The organism is Pseudoalteromonas sp. OOF1S-7, assembly GCF_022347765.1.
In the GTDB taxonomy this organism is placed as follows: Bacteria; Pseudomonadota; Gammaproteobacteria; order Enterobacterales; family Alteromonadaceae; genus Pseudoalteromonas.
The window spans coordinates 143067-158287 of sequence record NZ_JAKRFZ010000001.1 but is presented as its reverse complement, the minus strand read 5'-3'; the positions used below and the strand labels follow the sequence as shown (position 1 = coordinate 158287).

The 15221-nt window shown below is 48.9% G+C and carries 15 protein-coding genes; 5 read left to right on the top strand and 10 right to left on the bottom strand.

Annotated features, from left to right (window positions below; translation table 11 throughout):
• The first annotated feature begins 117 nt into the window (after window positions 1-117).
• Together MHN33_RS00690 and MHN33_RS00685 are read left to right on the top strand one after the other, a co-directional pair.
• A complete protein-coding gene (locus MHN33_RS00690; protein ID WP_239393243.1) occupies window positions 118-462 on the top strand; it encodes an Hpt domain-containing protein in 345 nt (114 codons plus the stop codon).
• A 206-nt stretch (window positions 463-668) separates the two neighbouring features.
• Window positions 669-1886, top strand: a complete 1218-nt coding sequence (locus MHN33_RS00685) for a pyridoxal phosphate-dependent aminotransferase (RefSeq protein WP_239393242.1) — start codon at window positions 669-671, stop codon at window positions 1884-1886.
• A 19-nt stretch (window positions 1887-1905) separates the two neighbouring features.
• Here the strand turns inward: MHN33_RS00685 and MHN33_RS00680 are convergent, their stop codons facing one another.
• The 7 genes from MHN33_RS00680 to MHN33_RS00650 form a co-directional block, all read right to left on the bottom strand.
• Window positions 1906-2586, bottom strand: a complete 681-nt coding sequence (locus MHN33_RS00680) for a M15 family metallopeptidase (RefSeq protein ID WP_239393241.1) — start codon at window positions 2584-2586, stop codon at window positions 1906-1908.
• Window positions 2583-3722, bottom strand: coding sequence for a succinyl-diaminopimelate desuccinylase (gene dapE / locus MHN33_RS00675; protein WP_239393240.1), 1140 nt, complete (start codon window positions 3720-3722; stop codon window positions 2583-2585). The genes MHN33_RS00680 and dapE overlap by 4 nt, the downstream gene beginning before the upstream one ends.
• Window positions 3719-4069 (bottom strand): ArsC family reductase, encoded by a 351-nt coding sequence (locus MHN33_RS00670; protein ID WP_239393239.1) that lies wholly within the window; start codon window positions 4067-4069, stop codon window positions 3719-3721. Before MHN33_RS00670 ends, dapE begins: the two co-directional genes overlap by 4 nt.
• The gene (locus MHN33_RS00665; RefSeq protein ID WP_239393238.1) at window positions 4066-4572 is read right to left on the bottom strand and encodes a PTS glucose transporter subunit IIA; all 507 of its coding nucleotides are present in this window, start codon (window positions 4570-4572) and stop codon (window positions 4066-4068) included. Before MHN33_RS00665 ends, MHN33_RS00670 begins: the two co-directional genes overlap by 4 nt.
• Window positions 4572-4952 carry an ACT domain-containing protein gene (locus MHN33_RS00660; RefSeq protein WP_239393237.1) on the bottom strand — a complete coding sequence of 127 codons (381 nt, stop codon included), beginning with the start codon at window positions 4950-4952 and terminating at the stop codon, window positions 4572-4574. Before MHN33_RS00660 ends, MHN33_RS00665 begins: the two co-directional genes overlap by 1 nt.
• A 146-nt stretch (window positions 4953-5098) precedes the next feature.
• Complete coding sequence (gene pta / locus MHN33_RS00655) at window positions 5099-7246, bottom strand: phosphate acetyltransferase (RefSeq protein WP_239393236.1); 2148 nt, start codon at window positions 7244-7246, stop codon at window positions 5099-5101.
• A 3-nt stretch (window positions 7247-7249) separates the two neighbouring features.
• Window positions 7250-8449, bottom strand: a complete 1200-nt coding sequence (locus MHN33_RS00650; protein WP_239393235.1) for an acetate kinase — start codon at window positions 8447-8449, stop codon at window positions 7250-7252.
• A 327-nt stretch (window positions 8450-8776) separates the two neighbouring features.
• Between MHN33_RS00650 and yfbV the strand changes: the two genes are divergently transcribed.
• Window positions 8777-9220, top strand: coding sequence for a terminus macrodomain insulation protein YfbV (yfbV, locus tag MHN33_RS00645; RefSeq protein ID WP_239394960.1), 444 nt, complete (start codon window positions 8777-8779; stop codon window positions 9218-9220).
• Window positions 9221-9252: 32 nt separating this feature from the next.
• Here the strand turns inward: yfbV and rlmA are convergent, their stop codons facing one another.
• From rlmA to xthA, 3 genes are read right to left on the bottom strand one after another with little or no spacing between them, the layout of a single operon-like run.
• Window positions 9253-10056 carry a 23S rRNA (guanine(745)-N(1))-methyltransferase gene (rlmA, locus tag MHN33_RS00640; RefSeq protein ID WP_239393234.1) on the bottom strand — a complete coding sequence of 268 codons (804 nt, stop codon included), beginning with the start codon at window positions 10054-10056 and terminating at the stop codon, window positions 9253-9255.
• Window positions 10053-10679 carry an energy-coupling factor ABC transporter permease gene (locus MHN33_RS00635; protein WP_239393233.1) on the bottom strand — a complete coding sequence of 209 codons (627 nt, stop codon included), beginning with the start codon at window positions 10677-10679 and terminating at the stop codon, window positions 10053-10055. The genes rlmA and MHN33_RS00635 overlap by 4 nt, the downstream gene beginning before the upstream one ends.
• 5 nt (window positions 10680-10684) lie before the next feature.
• Entirely contained in the window at window positions 10685-11494 is an 810-nt protein-coding gene (gene xthA, locus MHN33_RS00630; RefSeq protein ID WP_239393232.1) for an exodeoxyribonuclease III, read from the bottom strand.
• Window positions 11495-11799: 305 nt separating this feature from the next.
• On the opposite strand from xthA, the gene MHN33_RS00625 reads away from it, so the two are divergent.
• A complete protein-coding gene (locus MHN33_RS00625) occupies window positions 11800-12234 on the top strand; it encodes an exonuclease III (protein WP_239393231.1) in 435 nt (144 codons plus the stop codon).
• 250 nt (window positions 12235-12484) lie between these two features.
• Window positions 12485-15151 (top strand): TonB-dependent receptor, encoded by a 2667-nt coding sequence (locus MHN33_RS00620; RefSeq protein ID WP_239393230.1) that lies wholly within the window; start codon window positions 12485-12487, stop codon window positions 15149-15151.
• Window positions 15152-15221: the final 70 nt, after the last annotated feature.

Here is a 15221-nt window from a genome sequence, read left to right as displayed (position 1 = left end):
TACTGTTTTTTCTGTCACAGATCATATCATAGTTTGCAGTTTGGGTGCCTCTTGGCTAGCATTAACTGTAAGTGAGGCTGTTGGTAGGTTTTTTAGCCAGATAGTGAAAGGACTAATATGAATGTAATGATTGATGAAGCTTGCCTGGATACGATGCAGTCCCTGTTAGGTGAGCAATTTTCAGACACTTTAGTATTCTGCATCAGTGAGTTTGAGCGCCTGGAACGCGAAGTGCGAGAGTCTTTGCCTGTCGATCTTGAGGCTGCAACGCGCAACGCGCACAGTCTGAAATCGAATGCGGCACAGTTTGGAGCAATGAGTTTATCTGACAGTGCTCGGGAGGTAGAAATGTTACTGCTTCAGGGGGATGTGAACGCTGCCAAAGACGCGCTGGGTGGTTTATCTCAGCAAGTGATAGGGTCCACGGCCAAGTTGCAGCAATGGCTGATGGCGAATGCTTAGGCTACTGGTATAGCTCGTTTGCGGTAAAGCTTGACAATTCCATACAGCTCAGCTTTGCATGAGCTGTTGATTTTCCTGGGCCGTCACATTTTGGTGGCGAAATTCGTTCTGTACTTCATTGAAGTCTTCTTTTAATTTCCGCCCGGAAATCTGCTTTTCTTCCTGTTATTTGGGCGCTATTCTAGTAGCCTGAATGGGGAGAAATAATGATAAAAATTACTAAAAGCAGCAAACTCAATGGGGTGTGCTACGATATTCGCGGTCCTGTGTTGTCACAGGCAAAGAAAATGGAAGACGAGGGCACTAAAGTCCTCAAACTGAATATAGGGAATCCGGCGGCATTTGGTTTCGACATGCCAGAAGATATGCACCGTGACATCATTCGCAATTTGTCAGATGCTCAGGGTTATTGTGATTCAAAAGGACTTTATTCCGCCCGTGTCGCGGTTTATCAGCACTATCAACAGAAATGCCTGCCAAATATCAGCGTAGACAACATTTTTATTGGTAACGGTGTCAGTGAGCTTATCCAGATGGTCACGCAGGCATTGTTAAACGATGGTGATGAAGTACTGATACCTGCACCTGATTATCCGCTATGGACGGCGTCAGTTAAGTTATCAGGTGGTAAACCCGTTCATTACTTATGTGACGAAGCTGCCGACTGGTTTCCTGATTTAGCTGATATACGCGCCAAGATTACCTCTAAAACTCGTGCCCTGGTGTTAATTAATCCCAATAATCCGACCGGGGCCGTGTACAGCAAAGCGCTGCTTGAGGGGCTTATTGATATTGCCAGAGAGCATAACCTGTTGCTGCTCAGTGATGAAATCTATGAAAAAATCCTTTATGACGGCGCTCAGCATTGGTCAATTGCCTCTCTATGTGACGATTTACCTGTGATCACCTTTAACGGGCTTGCCAAGACCTATCGGGCAGCAGGCTTACGTATGGGCTGGATGGTGCTCAGTGGAAAAGTGTCGGCAATGAAAGATTTAATAGATGGTCTCAACATGCTGGCATCCATGCGTTTGTGCGCCAATGTACCAGCACAATTTGCCATCCAGCAAGCACTGGGTGGGGTGCAGTCAATAGATGCCTTGATCCAGCCTGGTGGACGTTTATACGAACAACGTGAGATTGCATGGCAAGGCTTGAATGATATTCAGGGCGTATCCTGTGTTAAGCCAATGGGCGCACTATATGCTTTTGCTAAAATAGATACGCAACATTTCAATGTGAAAAATGATGAGCGAATGATGCTGGACCTGTTGCGTGAAGAGAAAATACTACTGGTGCATGGCCGGGCGTTTAACTGGCCTCAGCCAGATCATTTCCGGTTGGTATTTTTACCACATATGGATGAGCTGGAGCCTGCCATGGCTCGGATGCAGCGATTCTTCGAGCATTATCGTCAGCAATAGCGGGCGCCCCATTGCTAGCTTAATCACAGATGTTGCTGATATATCGCTCGTATAGCGTTGGCAACATCTCTATAATCGTGTGTTTGGCTGCGACGTCGTGACTGCTGATCACTGCTGCCAGAGTCTCCACAGAGACCGCTTCCATCATATCAGCAGCACGGTGCCTGTGGCTGATATGCCACGGTTCGGCCGCAACACCGCCCTGATAACACCGATAGGGCCGAAAAAACCCAAACGCACTGAGGTGCTCGTTCAGCCAGGCATTAAATTCGGCAAAAGGCCCATCATGTTCATATTCCCAGGGCTCTAGCTGCAGGTGCTGGCCAGCTGGCAGGCAATTGCTGGCGTAAACATCCAGATCAGTGCCGAAGTGATGGCGGCTGGCACCGGGCAGGGCCGAGTAGAGCATAATGGCGTGCACACAGGCTTCTGGCGTTAATACAGACAAGTCGACCACTTCATTTTGACGATTTAACACCGGGCGCACACCCCGAAACTTGTTGTTCCAAATCAGGCATTGGCGATGAAAGTCACGATGAGCCGAAGCAATACGAAAGGTAAACCCGGCCTGTCTGGCAGCTTCACTCAGTGCGCTGAGATCACGGTGGATGGCTCCGTGAACAGCATGACCCGCAAACGGGACTATGTGGCTGTCACAGAGGCCACTGGCCTGAGACTTAAGTTTGCTGAGATGACTCATGTAAGTAGCTTTTCCAGGATCAGTTCGTAGATTTCAGCAAGCTGGTCGAGCGATTCAGTGCTTACGCATTCATTTACCTGATGGATAGTGGCATTCACTGGCCCCAGCTCGATCACCTTACAGCCGGTTTGTGCGATAAAGCGCCCATCAGAGGTCCCCCCGGTTGTTTCCGGGTTGGCATCAATGCCGGTCACCGTTTTAATGGCTTCCAGCGTTACATTCAACAAAGGCCCGGGTTCGGTTAAAAAGGGCAGGCCATTGAGTGTCCAGTGCAGATCATAGTCCAGACCGTGTCTGTCGAGAATTTCGCAAACTCGGGCCTTGAGTTGTTCAGCGGTCACTTCGGTACTGAAGCGAAAGTTAAACTGAACATCCAGACTGCCGGGGATCACATTGCCTGCGCCGGTCCCACCGTGGATATTTGAGATCTGAAAGCTGGTGGCCGGGAAAAACGCGTTACCCTGATCCCACTGTGTTGTACTGAGCTCTGTCAGTGCCGGTGTGCTCTGATGGATTGGGTTTCTGGCCAGGTGGGGGTAGGCAACATGGCCTTGTATACCCTTGACAGACAGATGCCCGGTCAGTGAACCACGGCGTCCATTTTTAACCACATCACCCAATTGTTCTCTGGACGACGGCTCGCCAACCAGGCACATGTCTATTTTTTCATTTCTGGCTTCGAGCAAATCAACCACTTTAGTCGTGCCATTAATAAATGGACCCTCTTCATCTGAGGTGATCAGAAAACTGATCGACCCGTTATGATCAGGAAAACGCGCGACAAAACGCTCTGTGGCCACCACCATAGCCGCCAATGAACCTTTCATATCAGCTGCACCACGGCCATGTAACATACCATCGTGTATATCACCTGAAAATGGCGGGTAACGCCAGTCTCGCTCATTTCCGACGGGAACAACATCGGTGTGGCCAGCAAAGCAAAAATGCGGGCCTTGTGTGCCTTTGCGTGCCCAGGTATTGAGCGTATCAACAAAGAAGTGCTCTTCGACGTTGAATCCCAGTGCGCTCAGACGCGCGTTGATCATAGCCTGACATCCGGCGTCCTCTGGCGTGACAGAAGGGCGCTGGACAAGCGCCTTTGCCAGTGCGACTACCTCACTGTGCGTCTCACTCATAGCGAGAAAATGTCCTGGTATTGAGGTGCCTTAAAGCCAAGATGGTACTGGCCAGCGTGCAATAAAATGGGGCGCTTGATCATTGCAGGCGCTGCCAGCATATGTTTTTGTGCGCTGTCTGCATCAAGGTTTTGCTTGTCTTCATCGCTCAGTGCACGGTAAGTGGTACCCCGTTTGTTGAGTACGTTTTCCCAACCCAGTGCAGCGACAAATTCTGCCAGCATCTGTGCATCCAGCCCGTCTTTTCGGTAATCGTGAAAAGTAAAGCTGATGTCGTTTTGTTCGAGGAATTTCTTTGCTTTTTTAATCGTATCGCAGTTGCTGATACCGTACATAATGGTGGTCATAAATTACATGCCCTGGAAAGTGTAATAAGCGGATCTTTACCCGCAGTAACTTGATTTAAAGGAAAATAACAGGGTCCCAGTTTATCTGCATTGAGCAGAATTAGGGTACCCAGAATACTCATGTCGCCCGGCACATCGAAATAACATAAGATATCGCCCATCGTGACCTGCTTTTTACCATAACTATGCTGAATAAGATGCTCTGTTTTACGGTACTCCGTTGGGAGCTGCAGGTGCAGCAACATCAGAAGTCCGGATTTGGCGCGCAGTACAAACTCGCAGCCTTGCTGACTGATTTTTTCGACCTTCGCTGGGCAGGGAGCCAGCATCATAGCCGAGTTTAATTTCACACAAACCCCAGGACCTAACATACCGCAGGCAAACAAAGGCTCTGGATGCCGGCTGAGAGGGTGCACTTTGCCAGTAAAGGGGCTGGCGATATGCATGATTGGGTTGGCAATTTGCGCAATGGGTGCGTAATTAATCTGTTGTGATAAGTGCATCAGACAAACAGGTATCCGTCTTTTTTGAGTGCCTTAATGGCATCTGGAAGTTGCGTTTCTTTAACCAGAATATAGTCGGTGTCGTAGGTAGAAATCGAAAAGATTGACACATTCGCACTGGCCAAGACGCCTGAAATATTGGCCATGATGCCGGTGAGCGAAAAACCCAATGGGCCAATGACTTCCAGTGCGCGCCAATGTGGCTCGGTGGCGAAACTGTCAAACGTGAGGTCGCTGGGGCAAACAATTGAGAGCTCTTCGGAGGTTTTTGCAATAAAAAATATCTCTGCGGACATTACTTCAGCGGGCACAGCCTGATCACTATCCAGACTATGGATGGTAAAATTGTGCGGCAATACCTGCAATGTTTGCTTCGACATATCCGAGTCCTGACACTTTTGACTCTTTCATAGTATAGTCAAGCATGGGCAAAAGAAACCTTTTTCCGTTGGCTGCACACTCAGCCAAGTTGTAATTCGGGAAGCGAGTCTGCCTCCCGAATTACACAACAGGCTTGCCTGACATGTTACTGGTCGTTTTGTCCTGCCTGGATTGCAGTCAGTGCGATGGTATAGACAATATCATCAACCAGTGCGCCACGGCTGAGATCATTAACAGGCTTGCGCATACCTTGCAGCATGGGCCCGATACTGATCAGATCAGCGCTTCGCTGAACGGCTTTATAAGTAGTGTTGCCGGTATTGAGGTCCGGGAATACAAACACCGTTGCTTTACCAGCCACCTTGCTGTTTGGTGCCTTCTTACGTGCGACATTTTCCATAATGGCGGCGTCGTATTGGAGTGGTCCGTCAATATCCAGATCCGGGCGTTTTTCTTGCGCAATGCGCGTCGCTTCACGGACTTTGTCAACGTCAGCCCCCTGGCCCGATGTGCCGGTACTGTAGCTGATCATCGCCACCTTAGGCTCAATACCAAATGCAGCGGCAGACTCGGCAGACTGGATTGCGATATCGGCCAATTGCTCTGCAGTTGGATCGGGGTTAATGGCACAGTCACCATACACCAGCACCTGATCGGGTAACAGCATAAAGAACACCGAACTGACCAAAGAGGAATCCGGCGCAGTTTTGATCAACTGAAGTGGTGGGCGAATGGTATTGGCGGTCGTGTTGACTGCACCGGACACCAGGCCGTCTACTTTGTCTTCTGCCAGCATCATGGTACCCAGCACCACGTTATCCTGTAATTGCTCAGCCGCCACGACTTCGGTCAGGCCTTTGTTTTTACGCAGCTCCACCATAGGCGCTATGTACTTTTCAACTTCTTCATTGGGATCGAGAATGGTGACATTGTCATTGAGCTCTACACCTTGCTGCGTGGCAATACGTTCAATTTCTTCACGGTCTCCGAGCAGCACGGTTTTGGCAATACCTCGTTCCCCACAAATAGCAGCAGCTTTGATAGTACGAGGCTCATTGCCTTCAGGCAGTACGATGGTTTTATTGGCTTTACGCGCTGAGTCGGTCAGTAAAAAGCGAAATGCCGGTGGAGATAGCTTGCGCGTTCTCGCCACCCCTTGAGCCAATGAATCCAACCAGTCGGCGTCTATATGATCGGCGTTATGTTGTTTGACTTTGTCGATACGTTGTTCGTCATCAGCAGGCACCTCCATATTGAAGTTATGCAGTAACAGAGAAGTTCGCCAGGTATCAGCTGTGGTCGCCAAAATAGGCAGACCCGTTGCCATGGCTTGTTCGCACAATTCCATGATCTTGGCTTCGGGTTTAAAACCGCCAGTGAGCAAAATAGCACCCAGCTTAGTACCGTTCATCGCACTCAGGCAACCTGCAACTAAAATATCGGAGCGGTCACCCGGTGTGACCAGCAGGGCGCCTGGCGTAAAGTGGTTCAGAATATTTGAGACCGTTCTGGCACAGAAGGTGACACGCCTTAGCCGGCGGTGCGCCATATCTCCGGCATTGATCACTTCCGCACCCAGATAGTTACTCAGGTCGACCACGCGTGGGGCGACCAGATCAAAATCCCACGGAATGGCGCCGAGTAACATAAATGGATGCTTGCGGAAGATAGGTAAAGAGGCTAACCGGTTCAGTTCGTTTTCCAGCTGTTCCGGCTCGTGCTGGTCGACCAGATCGGCACGCGCACGGCCATCTTCATCAAGTGGTGCGTTGACCTTGTTAAAGATACAGCCTAATACCCGCGCATGGTCAACCCCCCCATAGTTTCCGGCGGCAATTTCCAGGCGGTCTTCCAGTTGGTCATTGTTGTCGTTACCCGGGGTCAGCACAAACACAATGTCTGCGCCCAGTGTCTGGGCGATTTCCCGATTGACGCGGCCAGCATAAGGCTGGCGGCGTGTTGGCACCATCCCTTCAATGATGGCCACTTCACCCGGATTGATCGTACTTTCAAAGCGCTCGACAATTTCTTCCAGTAAATCGTCGCCTTTGCCATCACCAATCATCTGCTCGGCATAGCTCAGTGCAAATGGTTTCGGGGGGGAAATCGATGATCCCTGTTGAACTATCAACGTTGATTTCTCCGGGCCCGTATCTTCTTTGCGGGGCTGTGCTATGGGTTTGAAAAAATTAACCGCAACGGCTTTTTGCTCCAGTGCGCGCACCAATCCAACCGACACGGACGTTAAGCCAACACCGGTTGAAATTGGGATCAACATAATACGACGGCTCATAGCTTATTGCTCCTGTGCCAGTTGCGCGGCATCATGGGCGATGACCCATTCTTCATTCGTTGGGATCACCAGTGCCTTGGTGGCAGCACCAGAGCGGGTAATTTCCCCCTCGTTGCCAAAACGGGCATTCAGGTTTGCCTGCTCATCAATCTGCATACCTAAAAAGCCAAGTTGCTCGACCACTTTTGCACGGATAACATCAGAGTTTTCGCCAATGCCGCCGGTAAAGACCAGCGCATCAACGCCACCCAGGGGGACTGCAAAACTGGCAATTTGCTTAGCCAGGCGATAACAGAACATGTCCAGCGCCAGGGTTGCCTGCGGGTGTCCGTCTGCTGCGGCTTCTTCGATAGTGCGACAGTCATTCGATAGTTCACTGATCCCCAGCAGACCACTTTGCTTATTCAGTAAGGTATCGACTTGTTCAACGCTGTAATCAAGCTGGTTAACCAGGTAGGAGAACAGGCCCGGATCGATATCACCGCTGCGAGTGCCCATGATCAGGCCCTCCAATGGTGTCAGTCCCATACTGGTATCCACCGATTTACCGTCTTTTATTGCACAAACAGAGCAGCCGTTACCCAGGTGCGCAGTAATAATTCGAGAACTTTTTTGCTCAAGGCCTAATGCTTTGATGGCCTGAGTCGATACAAAATAGTGGCTGGTGCCATGGAAGCCATAACGGCGGATCCCATGGGATTTGTACAGGTCATAGGGCAACGCGTAGAGGTACGCAGTAGGTGCCATGCTTTGATGGAAGGCTGTGTCGAATACTGCGACCTGAGGCAAGTGACTAAAGGCTCCAGTGGCGGCGTCGATGCCCAGCAGGTTGGCCGGATTGTGCAATGGTGCCAGATCGGCGGTTTTGACTATAGCCTGGTGCACTGTGTCATCTATCAGTGCCGATTGTGTGAAGTGTTCACCCCCATGCACGACGCGGTGACCCACAGCAACCAGCTCTTTGTCCAGGTCGAGCGATTTGACCAGCTCGACCAGTTTGTCGATAGCAATCTGGTGGGCGTCACCGGCATTAAGTGCAACGGTGTGTTTTTGACCTTGGTGCTTGTACTTGATCTGAGGATTGCTTTCGCCAAGGCGTTCAGCCAATCCTGAAAGGTGTTCCTGAGCGGTGTTTGGGTCTATGATTGCGAATTTGAGGCTGGAGCTGCCACAATTGAGTACCAGAACATGGGTAGATGACATAATGACTATCCGTTTTGACAATAACTGTTATTGCGTATTAAGCTAAATGAAAAGGCGCGTTTAGCTATATATTAGACTAAGGTATAATTGACGAGTATAAAGTTAATTTTACCCGATTTTTTTGAGAAGCGTTAGGCCGTCTCGATTGGTTTATCGTATTTTATTGAGCGTTTTATTGATGACAAAGCGGCACTAGTCGATATCAGGTAAGCAACGGGTTAATGATGTTGCCTGGCATTCTGAAATGGACTAAATGTAAGTTGTTCGTTGCCGGTTTTCAATCAATGACAAGTGAGTAAAAATTTGCCCTTGCACCCGGGAGTTATGATGCAGAAAAGTCTTATTTCACAAGTGCAACTTGGACGTCAGTACGCCAAAGAGTGGCCAATGCGCAAGGAATTGACGCTGTTATTTCCCGAATTCAGAGTGATTAAAGCCACTGAATTTGCCCTTCAGGTAATGCCTGCGCTGGCGATTATTTCGGTCTTTGTTCAAACTTCGTACTTGGGAATGGCATATTTACCTCAGGCTATTACCATCGCTTTATTCTTTTTGTCTTTGCCTGTACAGGGGTTGCTGTGGCTGGGGAAGCGGGCGGATACGCGTCTTAATCCAGCCCTGAGCAGCTGGTATAAAGAACTGTATCACAAAATGGTGGCCAATGGGTATCAAGCCGATGCATCACGGGATCCTAAGTATCGTGAACTGGCTAAACTACTCAAAGATATGTTTGAGAAAATGGACAAAGCATTTGCAAAAGAAAACCTCTGATATGTCAGAGGTTTTTTTGGTAGGTAGGCTGATCAGGCTTTTTGGTAGCGCGTGATCAGAAAAGAAAAGGTCACTTCATGGTGGCTGGCTCGCTCCAGTGCCTCGTAGTGACTTTCTTTAAATTTCCACGCAAAAGGCGTCATTTTGATCAAGTGCTTGACGACGTCGGTGGGCACCTGCTGGGTTTGCTCAAGGTGGGTTTGCTCTGCTTCGACAAAACCCTGTGGGCAATCCGGGGTGTCATGGAGTCGCACTTCATCGTAAATATGCGTTTTCAGCTCATACAAGTGTTTAGGCCCCGGGCTGACAAGCAGTAACTGGCCTTGCGGTTTGAGCAGGCGCGCCATTTCATCAGCAAACACCGGCGCGAACACACTTAACAGTACATCTGCCTGAGCGGCAACAAATGGCGTATCTTTAATCGAGGCCACGCTAAAACGGACCTGAGGGTAACGTTTTGCAGCGTAGCGGATAGCTGGTTTTGAAATATCGACACCGAACACCTGGCTTGTTGCGGGCAGTGAATTGGCAATGGCCTGCGTATAAAAGCCTTCTCCACAGCCCATATCGATAACCACCTGGCAGGGCAATGCTGCAATGGCCTGAGCCAGGTGAGATTGTAAAAACTGGTAGTGTTCGGTGGCAAAAAAGGCACGACGGGCCTGCACCATATCCAGGTTGTCGCCAGGCTGACGAGACTTTTTAAACTGGACGGGTAACAGGTTAACATAGCCCTCTTTCGCTACATCAAACTGATGGTTGTGCGCACAATGCAATGTTTTATTGTGTTCACTCAGCGGCGCTGAGCAAATGGGGCAACGATAATGCAGCGTCATTTATCTAAGTAATCCCTATCATAAAAGGTTTTGACCCAGTGAGGTCGGTAAGTGATCAGCAAGGTAATGGCCATCCCGTTCAGCATGGCTTCAGGGAACCACATGATGACCGTATAAAAGATGTAGTTATCTACCAGCACAGGCCAGTCATATAGCCCGATACTCAGGTAATAGAACGCGCTGATAAGTATTTTACTGGCTGCAACCAGCCCACCACACAAAAAGGCACAGACAAAAATATAGACAAAAAAGTGCCGGCTGAGAAAGTGATAACAGAGTAAAAACAGGCCATAACTCAGGTATACCGGGAGCAGGGCAGTAAACAGCCAGAATGCCCAGAGGTTGTCGATGGGCATAGGGCCAAAGAAATAACTGAGCAGCGTGGCCAGCGTACTGCACAGCAATCCCATATGCCAGCCGAGTGTGAGCGTTACAGCTGTGATCCCGAGGATATGAATGGACAACTGGGGTAAAATCCCAGCCTGAGCCTGCCACAACAGCGCCAGCACCAGCGCACTGGCCAGCACGCCGGTTTGTCTTGCCGGTGTCTGTAGCAGTGCCTGGTACTGTTGCTTGTTGATGCTCAGGGCGAACAAGCCCATGGCTATAAGCGCAGTGAACATACTAATTACAGGTCAAAGGTCGCCCAGATTGGGGCATGATCTGACGGTTTTTCGATCCCACGCAGCTCGTAGTCAATGTCGCTTTCAACACATTTTGCCATCAAAGAGTCGGTGGCCAGAACAACGTCTATACGCAGGCCGCGATTGTCGTCGAACCCTTTTGAGCGATAATCAAACCACGAATATTTTTCGCTGGCGTCCGGCGTCAGCTCGCGGAAGGTATCTTTGAGGCCCCACTCCAGTAATGTTTGTAGCCATTCACGTTCAATGGGCTGGAATGAACACTTACCGGTTTTCAGCCAGCGCTTGCGGTTGGGTTCACCAATGCCAATATCCAGGTCGACAGGAGAAATATTGATATCACCCATCACTATCAGGTGTTCACTGTTATCGGCAGTGCTGTTCAGGTGGGTCATCAGATCGGCATAAAACTGACGTTTATACGGAAACTTGGTCTCGTGGTTAATGTTATCACCCTGCGGGAAGTAACCGTTCATAACCGTGACATCTTCGCCACTGTTGCTTTCGAAGGTGCCAATGATCATGCGCCTTTGTGATTCTTCGGTGTCTGTTGCAAAGCCCTTTTGGATTTGTTTAGCCGGCTTTTTAGAAAGCAATGCCACACCATAGTGGGCTTTTTGACCGTGAAAATAGACGTGATAGCCCATCGCTTCAACGTCTGCGACCGGGAAGGCTTCGTCATGCACTTTTATTTCCTGCAAGCCGATCACATCGGGCTGGTGTTTATCTATCAGAGCTTGTAACTGGTGCAGGCGAGCGCGCAGACCGTTTATATTGAATGAGATAACTTTCATCGTTGTTGTTCTTTGTGTGCAATAGTCAGTGGTGCTAAGTCTATCATTTATGTTTGCCTGAATGGAGGGGCAAGTGAGATTTTCCCGCTCAGCTTAGTCCCCTGAACGGTTCCCGTAACCAGGCCAAACGGGGTGGTTAATATCCGCTATTTTTGTTAATGAACGCGAAAATTGTAACCGCTTTAAAGCGCCTGATTAGGGAGTTGTGAATAGGCTATTAAATGATCAGGAAAGTTGAGTTTTACCATTTACACGGTAAAACTTGTATATATAATGCGCGTCAATTCGTTTGTTTGGGGTAAATTATGTTTAAGTCTCTCTCTCTTGTTACATTGATCTCGGTTGCATCTTTTTCAGCTACTGCTGCCGCACAGGTTGTGAGCGGTAACGCATCACCAGAAACAAAAGTATGTACTATCGCTGCGGAACAAGGTCTGAGTGCTGCACGTGCATATGGAGCGAAGCACGGTGTATTCGTATCACGTTTTTCTAAAACACTTGAGTGTAACGGTGAAGACATTCGCACATTTGCCAAGCAAGTAAACGCTGAATCAGCAGATGGACATGCGACAGTGAAGCTGGTAGCTAAAAATGGCACAATTGCGACTGAACTATGTCTTAAAGCAGCCAAAGAAGGACTGTCCAGCCTGAGCAAATATCGTCATCAGGCACGTAACTTAAAGTGCAATGATGTGCCAGTTAAGCAGTTTATTAAAAACATCAATAATACGGCTATCTAAATACCCTTTATTTATGCAATAAATAATGCAACAAAAACCCGGCTATGAGTGCCGGGTTTTTTGATCTCATCGCATTGTCCGCACCAAAAGTATTGAAACTCAGATTGCTGCTAGATTTTTGTACTTAAATGTGTATTTTTGGTAACGTTTAGTCCTTTCGTGTATATTTATGTGTTCTTAAAGTGTTTTCTGTATGTTATAAAATATTTGGTAATTACAAATATAATTAACACTATGGAGAAGAGTAAGAATGAAAAAGGGGATTACACTCACTGCACTGGCAGTCTCAACAATCCTTACTGGCAGTTTACAGACCGCCATGGCAGAGGAAGGTGAAGTCGAACGTATCGAGGTGACAGGCTCACACATTAAACGCTCCGATATGGAAGGGCCCTCACCGGTTCAGTCGATTTCAGCATCTGACCTGGCAGCCACAGGGTCAACCGATCTGATCGGTGCGCTGCAAAAACTCCCGGTCGCGGGTACTGGTACATTTAGCACTCAGGGTAACTCCAGTGATGACACCGCAAACGGCGGCTCCAGCGTGGCACTGCGCGGTCTTGGGGCATCATCCACCCTGGTTTTGATCAACGGACGCCGGGTGGCGGTGAGTCCGTTTGCAAAAGACATTGAAACGTCTTTTGTTGACTTAAATACAATCCCGGTTTCGGCGGTAAAGCGCATTGATGTACTCAAAGATGGTGCGTCGGCAACTTATGGTTCGGATGCGGTAGCGGGTGTTATTAACATTATTTTACGTAATGACATCGACGGCTTTGAAGTCGCAGCCAAAGTCTCTGACACAGCTGATGGTGGTGGTGAAGAGCAAAACTTCACCTTATTATGGGGTAACTCTACCAGCAAAGGTCATCACAACTTTACGCTTGATTACTTTAAACGGGGCGATATCTTCTACTCCGACAGAGACTACACAGCAACGGCTGATCAACGTTTTCGTGGCGGCAATAACTCACTGAGTTCGTCGGGTTTTCCTGGCAGCGTTGAGGTGGTGCGCAGCATGCTAACTGACGAACAATGGGCGCGTCTGCCTGTCGTACGGACTGAAGATGATGGTACTCAGGTCCGTCAAACCTTGTTCGCAGACGTGTGGGGAAATGATGTTTGTCCGGCTGAGATGATCATCGGGGATGTATGTCGTTATGACTATGCGCCACATATGAGTCTGGTACCCTCAACCGAGCGGGTTACTTTTAACTATAACGGCGTTCAGGAGATCATGGATGGCGTAGAGGGCTTTGCAGAGTTTTCCGCTCAGCACGCCTCGACCTTTATTCAGGGGGCTGGTAGCCCGAGCTTTACTGAATTAACAATGGCCGGAGACAATCCTAATCACCCTCTGGCCGATCAGCCTGATCACTTTCTTCATGGTGTAGACATCTCAATGCGACGCCGCACTGTAGACATCGGCAACCGGAAAAAAGACGTCGACTCTGAATACTATCGCGCTGTGATGGGGATGCGTGGCCAGTGGCAGGATTGGGAATGGGAATTTGCATATTCTGCCATTCGCTCCAGTGCTGTTGAAAAAGGCTTTGACGGTTTCCCGAATAAATTGCGTGCCCAGCAAGCCATAGACACAGGCTTGTGGAACCCGTTTGAACCCAGCACCAATACTCAGGCCGGGCTGGACTTCTTTGAAACCACCACCACCCGTTACGGTTCATCGACCATGCAGTCGCTGGACGGCACCATTTCCGGTGAGTTATTTGAATTTGGTGATGGTTATGTCTCTGCGGCATTTGGTTTCGAGCACCGCTATGAAAAAATTGAAGATAACCCGGATAGCCAGTATATCCGAGGTGAGATTTTTGGTACAGAAGCGACGCAAGCCAATGGTGATCGCGATAATACGGCGGTGTTTGCGGAATTCAGTGCGCCATTGCTGGAAAATCTTGAGCTTCAGTTAGCGCTGCGTCATGAAGACTACAGTGATTTTGGCAATACCACCGATCCCAAGATTGCATTTCGCTGGACACCCATCGATTCTGTAGTGGTACGCGGCTCCTGGGGTACCGCATTCCGTGCTCCCTCGCTCGTTCAGTTGCACCTTGGCCGCACCGACGAATCGCCCAGCGTAATTGACAAAGAACGTTGTAAGCAGACCGGTGCTGATTCGGATTGTTCGCCGACTGAATATACTGCTATCGTTGCCGGTAACAAGCAATTGCAGCCGGAAGAATCGGAAAACTTCAATCTGGGTGTGATCTGGCAGGCGACGGATACCTTTAGCATAGGCGTGGATTACTGGAACTATGATCAGGAAGACCTGATCAAGAAAATTGGTGCGCAAAAGCTGGTCGACTGTTGCGGTACTGATCCGAACCTGGTGGTGCGAGCACCGAGTCAGGGCAGTACTTTAGGCCGCATCCTGACAATCAATGATACCTTCGTCAACATTGGTGGCCGGGAAACCGATGGTCTGGACCTAGACATCGAATATCTGCTTAATACTTCAGAAATGGGTGAGCTGCGCTTTAACTACAATCTTACTTATACGCTGAACTTCGAAGAGCAGTCGTTTGAAAGTGATGATGCCGGTAATACCAGCACTGTGGTTGAAGACCTCAACGGGGAATATCAGCACCCTAAATACCGCTGGACTGCCGGGGTTGACTGGTCGATGGATGATTTCGTGGCCAATCTGAGTTTTAACTATGTCGATAAGAACCTGGATCTTGAAGACAGCAACGGCGATAAGTACGAAATCGACTCCTGGACTACTGTCGATACCAGTGTGAGCTATGTGGGGTATGACAAGCTGACCGTAACTTTAGGTGCATCTAACTTAATGAATGAAGAAGCACCACTGGCACCGTCTGAATCTATGGGTATTGACAACAAAACGCACAGTGCGCTGGGTCGCCAGGTATATCTGAAGTTTGGTTATCAGTTTTAATTACCTGATGTCTAAACATATCTAAACGTAGAAATAATACATTCAGATATCGTACGGCTATTTGAACAAT